This window comes from Mesorhizobium sp. WSM4841, assembly GCF_055811515.1.
Genome location: NZ_JBVVQC010000035.1, coordinates 1 through 14,461, shown reverse-complemented (window position 1 = coordinate 14,461; position 14,461 = coordinate 1). Strand labels below are relative to the sequence as shown.

Below are 14,461 nucleotides of genomic sequence, written 5' to 3'. Positions count from 1 at the left end.
CACAGCCTCAATATTGATCTTCGTAACGCTTGGCGAGGTCTTCGATGTTTTCCGGCGGCCAATCCGGCACTTCCATGCCGAGGTGCAGGCCCATCGCCGCCAGGACTTCCTTGATCTCGTTCAGCGACTTGCGGCCGAAGTTCGGGGTGCGCAGCATCTCGGCTTCGGTCTTCTGGATCAGGTCGCCGATATAGACGATGTTGTCGTTCTTCAGGCAGTTGGCCGAACGCACCGAAAGTTCGAGCTCGTCGACCTTCTTGAGCAGCGCCGGGTTGAAGGCAAGTTCGGTCACCTGTTCGGCGGCGACTTCCTTCTGCGGCTCGTCGAAATTGACGAACAGGCCAAGCTGGTCCTGCAGGATGCGGGCGGCGAAAGCCACCGCGTCCTCGCCCGAGATCGAACCGTCGGTGTCGATCGTCATGGTCAGCTTGTCATAGTCGAGAACCTGGCCCTCGCGGGTGTTCTCGACCTTGTAGGAAACCTTCTTGACCGGCGAGTAGAGGCTGTCGACCGGGATGAGGCCGATCGGCGCGTCTTCGGCGCGATTGCGGTCGGCCGGCACATAGCCCTTGCCGGTATCGACGGTGAACTCCATGCGGATTTCAGCGCCCTCGTCCAGCGTGCAGATGACGTGGTCGGGATTGAGGATCTCGACGTCGCCGACCGTCTGGATGTCGCCGGCGAGAACGGCGCCCGGTCCCTGCTTGCGCACGACCATGCGCTTGGGGCCGTCACCTTCCATGCGGATGGCGATTTCCTTGATGTTCAAGACGATATCGGTCACGTCCTCGCGCACGCCGGCGATGGACGAGAATTCATGCAGAACGCCGTCGATCTGCACGGCGGTCACAGCCGCGCCACGCAGCGAAGACAGAAGCACGCGACGCAGCGCATTGCCGAGGGTGAGACCAAAGCCGCGCTCGAGCGGCTCGGCGACCAGCGTGGTCAGCGTCTTCTTCTTCGACGAAAACTCGATCTTGTTCGGCTTGATCAGTTCCTGCCAATTTTTCTGGATCATGATGCTTTCCTTCCGTTGACCCGCCACCATCCAATCGTGGCGGGCGACCTGGAATGCCGTGGAGGAACGCTACTGGCGTTCGCGCGGCGTTCGGTAATTCTTAGACGCGGCGCTTCTTGCGCGGGCGGCAGCCATTGTGCGGGATCGGCGTCACATCACGGATCGAGGTGATGGTGAAGCCGGCTGCCTGCAGCGCACGCAGCGCCGATTCACGACCGGAGCCGGGTCCGCAGACCTCGACCTCGAGCATGCGCATGCCGTGTTCCTGGGCCTTCTTGGCAACGTCCTCGGCAGCCATCTGGGCAGCAAACGGCGTCGACTTGCGAGACCCCTTGAAGCCCTGGGCTCCCGCCGACGACCAGGCAATCGAATTGCCCTGCGCGTCGGTGATGGTGATCATCGTGTTGTTGAAGGTCGAGTTGACGTGGGCAACGCCCGACGAAATATTCTTGCGTTCGCGACGGCGAACACGTGTGGCTTCCTTGGCCATGATGGTCCTTTCAGTTGATCTCTACACCGCCGTAATGCCAGCGGCTCCACCAGGGAGAAGGCAGTAGGGGAATACGGCAGTAGGGCAGTATATCTGCCGATCCTATTGCCTTACTGCCCTACTCCCGTACTGCCCTAAATTACTTCTTCTTGCCGGCGATCGACTTGGCCGGGCCCTTGCGGGTGCGCGCATTGGTATGCGTGCGCTGGCCGCGAACCGGTAGCGAGCGGCGATGACGCAGGCCGCGATAGCAGCCGAGGTCCATGAGCCGCTTGATGTTCATCGACACTTCGCGGCGCAGATCGCCCTCGACCTGATAGTCGCGGTCGATCGTCTCGCGGATCTGCAGCACTTCCGCGTCGGTCAGCTGGTTGACGCGGCGCTCGGCCGGGATGCCGACCTTGTCGACGATCTCCTGGGCGAAATTCTTGCCAATGCCATGAATGTACTGAAGCGCAATGACGACGCGCTTGTTGGTCGGAATGTTGACGCCGGCTATACGAGCCATGTTCTTCTCTTCTCCATGTGGGCCGGGCAAGCCGGCGCTATCAAAGTTGCCCCGCGTCCGGTGGAGGCCGGCCCATGCGGGAGTTTCCAGTTCAAAGCGGCTGCCTTGCCCTTGCGGGCAAGCAAGCCTCATGCCTGATAGGAAGACGGGCCGCCATACCCCAGCGAACCGCTCCAGTCAAGCGTAATCGTTTATTTTCCGTACGCAGACCCTTGGGCCGCCGCTGGGGTCGCAGCCGAGAGCACCACTTCGATCTGTCGCGTCACCGCATCGATGTCGGCCATGCCGTCGACACCTCTCAGCTTGCCCTTGGCATAGTAGTAGCCGATCAGCGGCGACGTTTTCTTGTAGTACTCCTTCAGGCGCTCTTCGAACACCGCCGGATTATCGTCCTTGCGCACCGGCAGACCCGCGGCCATGGCCTCCTCGGCGCGCTTGCCGATTCGACCAACCAGTGCCTTGTCGTCGACGACAAGTTCGATGACAGCGTCGAGCGTGAGGCCGCGATCCGAGAGCATCGATTCAACCGCGTCCGCTTGCACCAGGGTTCGCGGGTATCCGTCAAGGATAAAACCCTTTGCGCAATCGGTCTGATCGATACGCTCTGCCACGATGGCGTTGACGATGGCGTCGGAAACCAGTTCGCCAGCGTCCATCACCGCCTTGGCGCGCTTGCCGACTTCGGTACCGGCCTGGACAGCAGCGCGCAGCATATCGCCCGTGGAGAGTTGGGGTATGCCGTATTTTTCTACCAGTCTTTGTGCTTGCGTCCCCTTGCCCGCCCCTGGCGGTCCAAGCAATATCAACCTCATCTGGCCTTTTTCCCCCCGCGCAGCTTCGACTTCTTGATCAGGCCCTCATACTGGTGCGCGATCAGGTGACCCTGAATCTGCGCCACCGTATCGAGCGTTACACTGACCACGATCAGAAGCGATGTGCCACCGAGGTAGAATGGTACGCCAGTCGCTGAAATCAGGAACTCGGGCAGCAGACACACCAGCACCAGATAGATGGCGCCGACGACGGTGATGCGGGTGAGAACATAGTCGATGTAATCGGCGGTGCGCTCGCCCGGACGGTAGCCCGGAATGAAACCCGAATGCTTCTTGAGCTGGTCGGCGGTGTCCTTCGGGTTGAAGACGATCGCCGTATAGAAGAAGGCGAAAAACACGATCATCGCCGCATAGAACGCCATGTAGAGCGGCTGGCCATGGCCGAGTGCCGCCAGGACGGTGCTGGCCCAGGCTGGCATGTTGGTCGTCTGCGAGAAGCCGGCGACCGTCGCCGGCAGCAACAGCAGCGAAGACGCGAAGATCGGCGGAATGACGCCGGCTGTGTTGAGCTTGAGCGGCAGGTGCGAGGTGTCGCCCTGGAACATGCGGTTGCCGACCTGGCGCTTGGGATACTGGATCAGCAAGCGCCGCTGGGCGCGTTCGAAGAACACGATCAGCGCGATAACGACGACGGCGAGAACGATGATCGCCAGGATCAGGCCGGTCGACAGCGCGCCGGTGCGGCCAAGTTCCAGCGTACCGGAGATGGCTTGCGGCAGGCCGGCGACGATACCGGAAAAGATGATCAGCGAAATGCCGTTGCCGATGCCGCGGGCGGTGATCTGCTCGCCGAGCCACATCAGGAACATGGTGCCGCCGACTAGCGTGATGACGGTCGAGATGCGGAAGAACATGCCGGGATCGCTGACGATGCCGTTGCCGCCTTCCAGCCCGACCGCAATGCCGTAGGCCTGGACCAGTGCCAAAAGCACAGTGCCGTAGCGGGTATACTGGTTGATTACCTTGCGGCCCTGTTCGCCTTCCTTCTTCAGCGCCTCCAGAGACGGGATGACGGAGGTCATCAGCTGCATGATGATGGAAGCGGAGATATAGGGCATGATGCCGAGGGCAAAGATCGCCATGCGCTCCACGGCGCCGCCGGCGAACATGTTGAACATGCCAAGCACGCCCTTGCTCTGCGACGAGAAGGCCTGGGCGAAAGCGTCCGGATTGATGCCGGGCAGCGGGATATAGGTGCCGAGGCGGTAGACGAGCAGCGCGCCGATCGTGAACCAGATGCGCTTCTTCAGATCCTCCGCCTTGGCGAAGGCCGAGAAATTCAGATTCGAGGCTAGTTGTTCAGCAGCCGAAGCCATGCCTGATTCTCCGCTTGGTCACGCTCGATGGCCCGCAACTCAGGCGGCGCGTGTCACCGAAGCTCACGAGATAAGCTCCGGACTGCAAACATGCAAGCGGCCGCGTTGATGCGGCCGCCATATTGCTCGAATCAAAGCGCAAATCGAAAGCGAAACGTGTCCCACTCTTGCCGATCGCGCTTCAAATCGCCGTTACTCGGCGGCTGCCTTTTCCGGCAGCTTCACCGAACCGCCGGCCTTTTCGATCTTCTCGATGGCAGCCTTGGAGGCGCCGGCCACGTCGAAGGCGAGCTTGGCCTTGATGTCGCCGTCCGAGAGGATGCGCACGCCGTCCTTGACGCGGCGGATGACGCCGGCCGCGACCAGCGCTTCGGCTGTCACGGTCGTCTTGGCGTCGAGCTTCTTGGCGTCGAGCGCGGCCTGGATGCGGGCCAGCGACACGACGGCAAAGCTCTTGGCGAAGATGTTATTGAAGCCACGCTTCGGCAGGCGCCGGTAGAGCGGCATCTGGCCACCCTCGAAGCCGTTGACGGCGACGCCGGAGCGCGCCTTCTGGCCCTTGACGCCGCGACCGGCGGTCTTGCCCGAGCCGGAACCGATGCCGCGGCCGAGACGCTTCTTGGAATGCGTCGCGCCGTCCTTGTCACGCAGATCGTTGAGTTTCATCTGAGTTCTCCTGCGCTCTGGTTCAGCCCTCGTCCACGACGCGGACGAGATGCTGGACGGCAGCGATCATGCCGCGCACGGAGGGGGTGTCCTCCAGCGTGCGCTGCTTGTGCATCTTGTTGAGGCCGAGGCCGACCAGCGTCGCGCGCTGCTCCTTCGGCCGGCGGATCGGCGAACCGATCTGCTCGACGGTGATGGTCTTGGTTGCTTTCTTGGCCATGGTCACAATCCCTGGTCAGCGTCGACTATTCTTCGGCCGCAACGGCGGTGCCGCGGCGGGCCTGAAGGGTCGAATACTTGATGCCGCGCGCAGCAGCCACATCCTTGGGATGCATCTGGCTCTTCAGCGCGTCGAAGGTGGCGCGAACCATGTTGTACGGGTTCGACGAACCCATCGACTTGGCGACCACGTCATGCATGCCGAGCGTCTCGAAGACGGCGCGCATCGGGCCGCCGGCGATGATGCCGGTACCCTGCTTGGCAGCGCGCAGGAGAACGCGTCCGGCACCCCAGCGTCCCTCGACGTCGTGGTGCAGCGTACGGCCCGAGCGCAGCGGCACGAAGATCATGTCGCGCTTGGCCGATTCGGTCGCCTTGCGGATCGCCTCAGGCACTTCGCGCGCCTTGCCATGACCGAAGCCGACGCGGCCCTTCTGGTCGCCGACGACGACGAGTGCTGCAAAGCCGAAGCGCCGGCCGCCCTTGACGACCTTGGCAACGCGGTTGATGTGGACGAGCTTGTCCACCATGCCGTCGTCGCGCTCTTCGCGATCACGGCCGCGGCCGCCATCCCTACGTTCCTGTGCCATATCCTGTTCCTTGTTTTTTTCCGGAAGCACGGTTGATGATGATATCCGGCACCTCTGTGGGTTGCCGGGGGCGAAACTCATTTTTCCCTTCGCATGATCTTATCCGAAAAGTCTGCAACTTTTGCTGCGCTGACCTCCGGTTCGGGATCATGCTTTAGAAGCTCAAGCCGCCTTCACGGGCGGCCTCGGCCAGCGCCTTGACGCGGCCGTGATAGATGTACGGTCCGCGGTCGAAGACGACTTCCTTGACGCCGGCCTTCGAAGCGCGCTCGGCGATCAGCTTGCCGATTGTCACAGCGGCGGCAGTGTCTGCACCGGTCTTGAGCGAACCCTTGAGGTCCTTCTCAAGCGTCGAGGCGGCAACGATGGTGTGGCCCTTGGCGTCGTCGATCACCTGGACGTAGATGTTCTTCGACGTGCGGTGGACCGACAGACGCGGACGCTCGCCGGCGACCTTCTTGATCTGGCGGCGGACGCGCTGAGCGCGGCGTTGTGTGGATTCTTTCGAGCCCATGATATCAGTTCCTTGCCTTCAAAAAACGGGGGCAACCCTATGCGGTAGGACAAGCCTCCCGCGACCGCTCCCCGCGGCGTTGATTTGCAGTGAATGGTGAATGGAAAAATGGTGAAGTGGTAGAAACGAAGTGCCACCCGGCCCCTGTTCTATCCTACTGCCATTTTACCATTCACCATTCACCATTGACGAAACTACTTCTTCTTGCCTTCCTTGCGGACGATCTTCTCGCCAGCGTAACGGACGCCCTTGCCCTTGTACGGCTCGGGACCGCGATATTCGCGGATCTCGGCAGCAACCTGACCGACCTTCTGCTTGTCGATGCCGGTCACGGTGATTTCCGTCGGCTTCGGCACGGTGATCGTGATGTCCTGCGGCGTTTCGTAGACGACATCATGGCTGAAGCCGAGCGCCAGCTGCAGGTTCTTGCCCTGCATGGCGGCGCGATAGCCGACGCCGGTGATCTCAAGCTTCTTTTCGAAACCGTCCTTGACGCCTTGCAGGATGTTGACGATCTGCGTGCGCGACATGCCCCATTTAGAACGGGCGGTCTTGGTCTGGTCGCGTGGCTGGACAGCGATCTCGCTGCCTTCCATCTTGACCAGCACTTCGTCGTTCACCACGAACTTCAGCTCACCCTTGGGGCCCTTCGCCGTGACGGTCTGGCCGTCGACGGTCGCGGTCACGCCCTGCGGCAGCGAAACGGGTTTCTTTCCAATACGAGACATTTTGTTGTCCTCGTCACTTCTCTTGTTTCAGGTCTCTGTTTCGAGCGTGATCTTGTCCGAAGGCCGGGTTCCACTTTTCACTGCGTGGTTCGGTTCGGGATCGCGCTCCAGATCAGAAGATCTGGCAGAGGATTTCCCCGCCGACATTCTGTTCACGCGCTTCGTGGTCGGCCATCACGCCCTTCGGTGTCGAAAGGATGGCGATGCCGAGGCCGTTGGCGACGTGCGGGATCGACTTCGCCGAAACGTAAACGCGACGGCCCGGCTTCGAGACGCGGGCGATTTCGCGCACGACCGGCGCACCGTCGAAATACTTCAGTTCGATCTCGATTTCGGACTTGCCGTTGTCGAAGTCGGTCTGGCTGTAGTCGCGGATATAGCCTTCCGCCTTCAACACGTCGAGGACGCGGGTACGCAGGCGCGAGGCCGGCGTCGAAACGCTCGACTTCTTGCGGCCATAGGCGTTGCGGATGCGGGTCAGCATATCGCCGAGAGGATCGCTCAATGACATGTTATGTCCTCCTTACCAGCTCGACTTGACCAGGCCCGGGATCTGGCCGTTGTTGCCGAGATCTCGAAGCGCGATGCGCGATACTTTGAGCTTGCGATAGTAGGCACGCGGGCGTCCGGTGACTTCGCAGCGGTTGCGGATGCGGATCTTGGCCGAGTTGCGCGGCAGTGCCGCAAGCTTCAGCTGAGCGCGGAAGCGCTCTTCCATCGGCTTGGACTGATCCATGATGATCGCCTTGAGGGCCTTACGCTTGGCAGCGTACTGGTCCACAAGCTTGCGGCGCCTGTTGTTCTTCTCGACTGAGCTGGTCTTTGCCATTTCAGATTTTTCCTTTTCTCGCTGCCGTTACTGGCGGAAGGGGAAGTTGAAGGCCTTGAGCAATGCCCTGGCTTCGTCGTCCGTCTTCGCAGTCGTACAAACGATGACGTCCATGCCCCAGATCTGATCAACCTTGTCGTAGTTGATCTCCGGGAACACGATGTGTTCCTTGATGCCCATGGCATAGTTGCCACGGCCATCGAAGCTCTTCGGATTGAGCCCGCGGAAGTCGCGGACGCGCGGCAGCGCGATGTTCACGAGACGGTCGAGGAACTCGTACATGCGTTCCTTGCGCAGCGTGACCTTGGCGCCGATCGGCATCTTTTCGCGGACCTTGAAGCCGGCGATCGAGTTGCGGGCGTGCGTGACGACGGCCTTCTGGCCGGCGATCAGCGCAAGATCTTCCGCCGCGATCGAAGGCTTCTTCGAGTCGCCGGTCGCTTCGCCGACACCCATGTTCAGCACGATTTTGTCGATGCGCGGAACCTGCATCTCGTTCTCGTAGCCGAACTGCTCCTGCAGCGCCTTGCGGATGGTCTCGTTGTAGACCTGTTTGAGGCGCGGCGTGTTCTGGGCAGTCGCCTGCTTGGTTTGAGCCTTAGCCATTGATGACTTCTCCCGAGCGCTTGGCGACGCGCACCTTCTTGCCGTCCTTCTGGAAGATGAAGCCGACGCGAGTCGGCTTGCCATCCTTGGGGTCGGCCAGCGCGATGTTCGACAGCTGGATCGGCGCTTCCTTGGTGATGATCCCGCCCTCTTGGGACTGGGACTGCTTCTGGTGACGACGGATCATGTTGACGCCGCGCACCAGCGCGGTGTCTTCCTTCGGCTGTACCGAGAGGACTTCGCCCGAACGGCCCTTGTCCTTGCCGGCCAGCACGACGACCTTGTCGCCTTTTCTAATCTTCTGCATTGGTCCGGCTCCTTACAGCACTTCAGGCGCGAGCGAGATGATCTTCATGTGGTTCTTGGCGCGGAGTTCGCGCGGAACCGGTCCGAAGATACGCGTGCCGATCGGCTCTTTCTTGTTGTCGACGAGAACGGCCGCATTCTTGTCGAAACGGATCACACTGCCGTCCGGGCGACGGATGTCCTTGGCCGTGCGAACCACGACCGCCTTCATCACATCGCCCTTCTTGACGCGGCCGCGCGGGATTGCTTCCTTGATCGACACCACGATGATGTCGCCCACGGAAGCGTATTTCCGCTTCGAGCCGCCCAGCACCTTGATGCACATGACACGACGGGCGCCGGAATTATCCGCGACGTCGAGGTTTGTTTGCATCTGAATCATGACTGGCCGCCTTCTTCTCTTCTAACGGGACGGGTTCTTCACCCTTCCCCGGTCTGTCCAAAATTCGTTTCGTTCGCCCTGATCAGGCCTGGTCCGAAGACACGACGGTCCAGCGCTTGTCCTTGGAAATCGGCTTCGATTCCTGGATGAACACCTGATCGCCAACCTTGTGGGCGTTGTTCTCGTCGTGCGCCTTGTACTTCTTGGTCATGCGCACGGTCTTCTTCATCACGGGATGCGTGAAGCGCCGTTCGACCTTGACGACAACCGTCTTCTCGTTTTTGTCGCTGACGACGGTGCCCTGCAGAATGCGCTTTGGCATGGTTTTCGTCCTTAAGCCTTCTTAGCCGCGGACTTTTCCGCAGCGATGGTCTTGATACGCGCAATGTCCTTGCGGACCTGCCTCACGCGCGCGGTCTTCTCGAGCTGGCCGGTAGCCTTCTGGAAGCGCAAGTTGAACTGCTCCTTCTTCAGGCTGGCCAGGTCGTCGGTCAGTTGGTCCTGGGTCTTGGTCCGGATGTCTTCGGCTTTCATGATCAGCCCGTCCTTATTCTGCGATGCGCTGTACGAAGCGCGTCCTGACCGAGAGCTTGGCCGCGCCGAGACGCAGCGCCTCACGGGCGGTTTCCTCATTGACGCCGTCGATCTCGAACATGATGCGGCCCGGCTTGACGCGCGCCGCCCAGTAATCGACCGCGCCCTTGCCCTTGCCCATGCGGACTTCGGTCGGCTTCGACGTCACCGGCACGTCCGGGAAGATACGGATCCAGACGCGGCCGGCGCGCTTCATTTCGCGAGTGATCGCGCGGCGGGCCGCCTCGATCTCACGCGCGGTGACGCGGTTCGGCTCAAGCGCCTTCAGCCCGAAACCGCCGAAATCCAGATTGGTGCCACCCTTGGCGGCACCATGGATACGGCCCTTGAACTGCTTGCGGAACTTTGTGCGCTTTGGCTGCAGCATCGTTCTAACTCCAAATTCTCAACTGTCTCAGGCGTTTTCGCGACGGCGACCGCGTTCGCGCTCACCACCACCGCCATGGGCATGATCGCCCTCGGTGGCGCGGCGCTCCGAAGCCATCGGGTCGTGCTCGAGGATTTCGCCCTTGAACACCCAGACCTTGACGCCGCAGATGCCGTAGGCGGTGTGTGCTTCGGCCGTGCCGTAGTCGACGTCGGCGCGCAGCGTATGCAGCGGCACGCGACCTTCGCGGTACCATTCCATGCGCGCGATCTCGGCGCCGCCGAGACGGCCGGCGCAGTTGATGCGGATGCCTTCGGCACCGAGGCGCATCGCAGACTGCACGGCGCGCTTCATGGCGCGGCGGAACGCGATGCGGCGCTCGAGTTGCTGGGCGATCGACTGGGCGACCAGCGTGGCGTCGATCTCGGGCTTACGCACTTCGACGATGTTCAAATGCGTCTCGGACTTCGTCATCTCCATCAGCTTCTTGCGAAGCTTCTCGATGTCGGCGCCCTTCTTGCCGATGATCAGGCCCGGACGCGCCGCATGGATGGTGACGCGGCACTTCTTGTGCGGGCGCTCGATCACGACCTTCGAAATCGCAGCCTGCTTGAGTTCCTTCTCAAGATACTTGCGGATCTTGATGTCCTCATGCAGCAGCTTGCCGTACTCGCCGGTGTTGGCGAACCAGCGCGAATCCCAGGTGCGATTGATGCCAAGACGCAGACCGATCGGATTGATTTTCTGGCCCATTATGCGGCCTCCACTTTTTCTTCGACTTCACGAACGACGATCGTGAGGTGCGAGAACGGCTTCTCGATACGGCTGGCGCGGCCACGGCCACGGGCATGGAACCGCTTCATGACGATCGACTTGCCGACATAGGCTTCCGCCACGATCAGCGCATCGACGTCGAGGTCGTGGTTGTTTTCCGCGTTGGCGATCGCCGATTCCAGCGTCTTCTTGACCGTGCCGGAAATCCGCTTGGCCGAGAATTCGAGATCGGAAAGCGCTGTCGCGACCTTCTTGCCGCGGATCAGCGCGGCAACCAGGTTCAGCTTCTGCGGGCTGATACGGATCGTGCGCAACACGGCGCGCGCTTCGTTATCAGCAAGCCTGCGCGGAGCTTTGGCCTTGCCCATGATTATTTCCTCTTCGCCTTCTTATCCGCGCCATGACCGTAATAGGTCCGGGTCGGAGCGAATTCACCGAACTTGTGGCCGACCATGTCCTCGTTCACCGAAACGGGAACGTGCTTCTGGCCGTTGTAGACACCGAAGGTGAAGCCGACGAACTGCGGCAGGATGGTGGAGCGACGGCTCCACATCTTGATCACCTCATTGCGACCACCTTCACGAACCTTGTCCACCTTCTTGAGAAGGTAGCCGTCGATGAAGGGGCCTTTCCAAATCGAACGAGTCACTTGGCGTTACCTCTTCTTAGCTCTTGCGCTGATGGCGCGAGCGCAGGATGAACTTGTCGGTCGCCTTGTTGGACCGCGTCTTCTTGCCCTTGGTCGGCTTGCCCCAAGGCGAAACCGGATGGCGGCCACCCGAGGTGCGGCCTTCGCCGCCGCCATGCGGATGGTCGACCGGGTTCATGGTCACGCCGCGATTGTGCGGACGTTTTCCCCGCCACACCGTGCGGCCTGCCTTGCCGTCATTGATGTTGCCGTGGTCCGGGTTGGACACGGCGCCGACAGTGGCCATGCACGAGCCGTGGACGACACGCTGCTCACCCGAATTCAGGCGCAGGATCGCCATGCCCTGGTCACGGCCGACGAGTTGGGCATAACCGCCAGCCGAACGGGCAACCTGGGCGCCCTTGCCCGGCTTCAGCTCGATGTTGTGGACGATCGTGCCGACCGGCATCGAGGCCAGCGGCATCGCATTGCCCGGCTTCACGTCGACCGCTTCGCCGGCCACGATCTTGTCGCCGGCAGCAAGGCGCTGCGGGGCGATGATGTAGGACAGCTCACCATCGTCATACTTGATCAGCGCGATGAAGGCGCTGCGGTTCGGATCGTATTCGATACGCTCGACAGTGCCGACAATGTCGAACTTGCGGCGCTTGAAGTCGATGATGCGGTATGTACGCTTGTGACCGCCGCCGATGAAGCGGGCCGTGATGCGGCCGTAATTGTTACGGCCGCCCGACTTGGTCAGGCCTTCGGTCAAGCCCTTGACGGGCTTGCCCTTGTAGAGGCCCGAGCGATCGACGATGACCAACTGGCGGGTGCTCGGCGTTATCGGGTTGAATTTTTTCAGTGCCATCTTTGTTGTCCTCGCGGTCTTGCTCAGAGACCCGTCGCGACGTCGATCGACTGGCCGTCAGCCAGCGTCACGATCGCCTTCTTGACGTCGCTCTGGCGGCCGATCGTGCCGCGGAAGCGCTTGATCTTGCCCTTGCGGACAAGCGTGTTCACGGCCATCACCTTGACGCCGAACAGCGCTTCGACGGCAGCCTTGATTTCCGGCTTCGACGCCTTCTTGGCGACGTTGAATACGACCTGGTTCTGCTCGGAAGCCATGGTCGACTTTTCGGTGATCGCCGGCGAGACGATCACGTCGTAGTGACGAAGGTCGGTCATTTGAAACGCTCCTCGAGAGCCTCGACGGCGGCCTTCGAAAGGACCAGCGTGCCGCGGCGCAGAATGTCGTAGACGTTGATGCCCTGGATGGGCAGCACGTCGATGTTCGGGATGTTCGTGGCCGCCAGCTTGAAGTTCTTGTCGAGCTCGGCGCCGCCGATCAGCAGGGCGTTGGACAGGCCCAGCGTCGCGAAATTCGCGATCAGTGCCTTGGTCTTGGCCTCGGTCAGCATCAGCTCGTCGATGATGATGAGCGACGCGCTCTTGGCCTTGGCCGAGAGAGCATGCTTGAGGCCCAGCGCACGCACCTTCTTCGGCAGGTCGTGCTCGTGGCTGCGGACGACCGGACCGTGGGCCTTGCCGCCGCCGCGGAACTGCGGAGCGCGTGCCGAATGGTGACGGGCGCGGCCCGTACCCTTCTGCTTGTACATCTTGGCGCCGGTGCGGGCGATCTCGGCGCGACCCTTGGTCTTGTGCGTGCCCTGCTGCTTCTTGGCAAGCTGCCAGCGCACGACGCGCTGCAGGATGTCCTCGCGCGGATCAAGGCCGAAAATCTCCTCGGAGAGTTTCACCTTGCCGGCGTCCTTGCCGCCAATCGTTGTGATCTTGAGGTCCATTATTCCGCTCCCTCTGTGGCCGGGGCATCTACTGTGGCCGGGGCATCGTTCTTGGCGCCATCACTGGTTGCAACGGCGCGGATTGCGGCGGGCTTCGGCGCATTGGCCGGCAGCGCAACCTTGGCCGCGTCACGGACCAGGATCCAGGCGCCCTTCGAACCGGGAACCGCGCCGCGGATCAGGATCAGACCGCGATCGGCGTCGGTCGAGACGACCTCGACATTCTGCGTGGTGACGCGGGTGTCACCCATGTGGCCGGCCATATGCTTGCCCTTGAACACCTTGCCCGGGTCCTGGCGCTGGCCGGTCGAGCCGTGGGTACGGTGCGAGACCGAGTTGCCGTGGGTCGCGCGGCCACCGCCCATGTGGTGCCGCTTGATAACGCCCTGGAAACCCTTGCCGATCGTGGTTCCCGTCACATCGACCTTCTGGCCGGCGACGAAATGATCGACGGTGATCTCGGCGCCGACATCGATCATGTTGTCGGCGGAGACACGGAATTCGGCAACCTTGGCCTTCGGCTCGACGGAAGCGGTCGCAAAATGGCCGCGCATCGCCTTCGACGTGTTCTTCACCTTGGCAAGGCCAACGCCGAGCTGGACGGCGGTATAGCCGTTCTTCTCCTGCGTGCGCTGCGCCACGACCTGGCAGTTCTCCATCTGGAGAACAGTGACGGGAACATGTTCCCCGGCATCGTTGTAGATGCGGGTCATTCCCACCTTCTTTGCAATCACACCTGAACGCATCGGTTCAATTCCTTTAGAGTTCCCTGTCGGGGCTGTCGCCCCTCCACGCCTCTTGTTCCTTCAGAGTTCCGGGTCGCCCCGCCCCTCTGGTTCCTTAGAGCTTGATCTCGACGTCGACACCGGCAGCAAGATCGAGCTTCATCAAAGCGTCGACCGTCTGCGGGGTCGGATCGACGATATCGAGGAGACGCTTGTGCGTGCGCATCTCGAACTGCTCGCGGCTCTTCTTGTCGACGTGAGGCGACCGGTTGACCGTGAACTTTTCGATCCGCGTCGGCAGCGGAATGGGGCCGCGGACGTTGGCGCCGGTGCGCTTGGCCGTCGACACGATTTCCCGCGTCGAGGCGTCAAGCACCCGGTGATCGAACGCCTTCAGGCGGATGCGGATATTCTGTCCGTTCATGCGTCACTTCCTTGTTCTGGCGCGGCGCGGGCAGCGCCCGCGACAGATCGGTTTAAGTCCAAATTACTCTTTGATGGTGACGACGATGCCGGCACCGACGGTGCGGCCGCCTTCACGGATGGCGAAGCGCAGCTTCTCT

General features: G+C 61.7%; 27 protein-coding genes. All 27 read right to left on the bottom strand.

Annotated features, from left to right (window positions below; all coding sequences use genetic code 11):
• Positions 1–7: 7 nt before the first annotated feature.
• Positions 8–1,018: a DNA-directed RNA polymerase subunit alpha gene (locus AC0L14_RS29080; RefSeq protein WP_023799278.1), complete on the bottom strand. Its 1,011-nt coding sequence runs from the start codon at positions 1,016–1,018 to the stop codon at positions 8–10.
• Positions 1,019–1,118: 100 nt separating this feature from the next.
• The gene (rpsK, locus tag AC0L14_RS29075) at positions 1,119–1,508 is read right to left on the bottom strand and encodes a 30S ribosomal protein S11 (RefSeq protein WP_023799279.1); all 390 of its coding nucleotides are present in this window, start codon (positions 1,506–1,508) and stop codon (positions 1,119–1,121) included.
• Between the two features lie 139 nt (positions 1,509–1,647).
• Positions 1,648–2,016 (bottom strand): 30S ribosomal protein S13, encoded by a 369-nt coding sequence (gene rpsM, locus AC0L14_RS29070; RefSeq protein WP_029352234.1) that lies wholly within the window; start codon positions 2,014–2,016, stop codon positions 1,648–1,650.
• A 191-nt stretch (positions 2,017–2,207) separates the two neighbouring features.
• Positions 2,208–2,828 carry an adenylate kinase gene (locus AC0L14_RS29065; RefSeq protein WP_473751563.1) on the bottom strand — a complete coding sequence of 207 codons (621 nt, stop codon included), beginning with the start codon at positions 2,826–2,828 and terminating at the stop codon, positions 2,208–2,210.
• Positions 2,825–4,165, bottom strand: coding sequence for a preprotein translocase subunit SecY (gene secY, locus AC0L14_RS29060; protein WP_095494912.1), 1,341 nt, complete (start codon positions 4,163–4,165; stop codon positions 2,825–2,827). Before secY ends, AC0L14_RS29065 begins: the two co-directional genes overlap by 4 nt.
• Before the next feature lie 192 nt (positions 4,166–4,357).
• Positions 4,358–4,831, bottom strand: a complete 474-nt coding sequence (rplO, locus tag AC0L14_RS29055; RefSeq protein ID WP_123151505.1) for a 50S ribosomal protein L15 — start codon at positions 4,829–4,831, stop codon at positions 4,358–4,360.
• A 22-nt stretch (positions 4,832–4,853) separates the two neighbouring features.
• Complete coding sequence (gene rpmD, locus AC0L14_RS29050) at positions 4,854–5,051, bottom strand: 50S ribosomal protein L30 (RefSeq protein ID WP_006205449.1); 198 nt, start codon at positions 5,049–5,051, stop codon at positions 4,854–4,856.
• A 25-nt stretch (positions 5,052–5,076) separates the two neighbouring features.
• Complete coding sequence (rpsE, locus tag AC0L14_RS29045) at positions 5,077–5,640, bottom strand: 30S ribosomal protein S5 (RefSeq protein ID WP_006333394.1); 564 nt, start codon at positions 5,638–5,640, stop codon at positions 5,077–5,079.
• Positions 5,641–5,794: 154 nt separating this feature from the next.
• Positions 5,795–6,154 carry a 50S ribosomal protein L18 gene (gene rplR / locus AC0L14_RS29040; protein WP_473751561.1) on the bottom strand — a complete coding sequence of 120 codons (360 nt, stop codon included), beginning with the start codon at positions 6,152–6,154 and terminating at the stop codon, positions 5,795–5,797.
• 194 nt (positions 6,155–6,348) lie between these two features.
• Positions 6,349–6,882, bottom strand: a complete 534-nt coding sequence (rplF, locus tag AC0L14_RS29035) for a 50S ribosomal protein L6 (RefSeq protein ID WP_023799285.1) — start codon at positions 6,880–6,882, stop codon at positions 6,349–6,351.
• A 112-nt stretch (positions 6,883–6,994) separates the two neighbouring features.
• Positions 6,995–7,393 (bottom strand): 30S ribosomal protein S8, encoded by a 399-nt coding sequence (gene rpsH / locus AC0L14_RS29030; RefSeq protein ID WP_006205453.1) that lies wholly within the window; start codon positions 7,391–7,393, stop codon positions 6,995–6,997.
• A 12-nt stretch (positions 7,394–7,405) separates the two neighbouring features.
• Positions 7,406–7,711 (bottom strand): 30S ribosomal protein S14, encoded by a 306-nt coding sequence (gene rpsN, locus AC0L14_RS29025; protein ID WP_029352223.1) that lies wholly within the window; start codon positions 7,709–7,711, stop codon positions 7,406–7,408.
• Positions 7,712–7,738: 27 nt separating this feature from the next.
• The gene (gene rplE / locus AC0L14_RS29020; protein WP_023799287.1) at positions 7,739–8,317 is read right to left on the bottom strand and encodes a 50S ribosomal protein L5; all 579 of its coding nucleotides are present in this window, start codon (positions 8,315–8,317) and stop codon (positions 7,739–7,741) included.
• The gene (gene rplX / locus AC0L14_RS29015; RefSeq protein ID WP_013531428.1) at positions 8,310–8,624 is read right to left on the bottom strand and encodes a 50S ribosomal protein L24; all 315 of its coding nucleotides are present in this window, start codon (positions 8,622–8,624) and stop codon (positions 8,310–8,312) included. Before rplX ends, rplE begins: the two co-directional genes overlap by 8 nt.
• A gap of 12 nt (positions 8,625–8,636) precedes the next feature.
• Positions 8,637–9,005 carry a 50S ribosomal protein L14 gene (rplN, locus tag AC0L14_RS29010; protein ID WP_006205457.1) on the bottom strand — a complete coding sequence of 123 codons (369 nt, stop codon included), beginning with the start codon at positions 9,003–9,005 and terminating at the stop codon, positions 8,637–8,639.
• A gap of 82 nt (positions 9,006–9,087) precedes the next feature.
• Positions 9,088–9,327 carry a 30S ribosomal protein S17 gene (gene rpsQ / locus AC0L14_RS29005; protein WP_023799288.1) on the bottom strand — a complete coding sequence of 80 codons (240 nt, stop codon included), beginning with the start codon at positions 9,325–9,327 and terminating at the stop codon, positions 9,088–9,090.
• Positions 9,328–9,338: 11 nt separating this feature from the next.
• Positions 9,339–9,539 (bottom strand): 50S ribosomal protein L29, encoded by a 201-nt coding sequence (gene rpmC, locus AC0L14_RS29000; RefSeq protein ID WP_006205459.1) that lies wholly within the window; start codon positions 9,537–9,539, stop codon positions 9,339–9,341.
• Positions 9,540–9,552: 13 nt separating this feature from the next.
• Positions 9,553–9,966, bottom strand: coding sequence for a 50S ribosomal protein L16 (gene rplP / locus AC0L14_RS28995; protein WP_023799290.1), 414 nt, complete (start codon positions 9,964–9,966; stop codon positions 9,553–9,555).
• Positions 9,967–9,993: 27 nt separating this feature from the next.
• A complete protein-coding gene (rpsC, locus tag AC0L14_RS28990) occupies positions 9,994–10,719 on the bottom strand; it encodes a 30S ribosomal protein S3 (RefSeq protein ID WP_077377560.1) in 726 nt (241 codons plus the stop codon).
• A complete protein-coding gene (gene rplV / locus AC0L14_RS28985) occupies positions 10,719–11,108 on the bottom strand; it encodes a 50S ribosomal protein L22 (RefSeq protein ID WP_023799292.1) in 390 nt (129 codons plus the stop codon). Before rplV ends, rpsC begins: the two co-directional genes overlap by 1 nt.
• Before the next feature lie 2 nt (positions 11,109–11,110).
• Positions 11,111–11,389: a 30S ribosomal protein S19 gene (rpsS, locus tag AC0L14_RS28980; protein WP_006205463.1), complete on the bottom strand. Its 279-nt coding sequence runs from the start codon at positions 11,387–11,389 to the stop codon at positions 11,111–11,113.
• Between the two features lie 16 nt (positions 11,390–11,405).
• Positions 11,406–12,239, bottom strand: coding sequence for a 50S ribosomal protein L2 (gene rplB, locus AC0L14_RS28975; protein ID WP_029352208.1), 834 nt, complete (start codon positions 12,237–12,239; stop codon positions 11,406–11,408).
• 23 nt (positions 12,240–12,262) lie between these two features.
• The gene (locus AC0L14_RS28970; RefSeq protein ID WP_010909275.1) at positions 12,263–12,556 is read right to left on the bottom strand and encodes a 50S ribosomal protein L23; all 294 of its coding nucleotides are present in this window, start codon (positions 12,554–12,556) and stop codon (positions 12,263–12,265) included.
• Entirely contained in the window at positions 12,553–13,173 is a 621-nt protein-coding gene (gene rplD, locus AC0L14_RS28965; RefSeq protein ID WP_473527903.1) for a 50S ribosomal protein L4, read from the bottom strand. The genes AC0L14_RS28970 and rplD overlap by 4 nt, the downstream gene beginning before the upstream one ends.
• Positions 13,173–13,919, bottom strand: a complete 747-nt coding sequence (rplC, locus tag AC0L14_RS28960) for a 50S ribosomal protein L3 (RefSeq protein ID WP_473527902.1) — start codon at positions 13,917–13,919, stop codon at positions 13,173–13,175. The genes rplD and rplC overlap by 1 nt, the downstream gene beginning before the upstream one ends.
• A gap of 94 nt (positions 13,920–14,013) precedes the next feature.
• The gene (rpsJ, locus tag AC0L14_RS28955; protein ID WP_006205468.1) at positions 14,014–14,322 is read right to left on the bottom strand and encodes a 30S ribosomal protein S10; all 309 of its coding nucleotides are present in this window, start codon (positions 14,320–14,322) and stop codon (positions 14,014–14,016) included.
• A gap of 63 nt (positions 14,323–14,385) precedes the next feature.
• Positions 14,386–14,461 (bottom strand): EF-Tu C-terminal domain-related protein (locus tag AC0L14_RS28950; protein ID WP_454589835.1); only part of this gene is annotated, 76 nt, incomplete at its 5' end.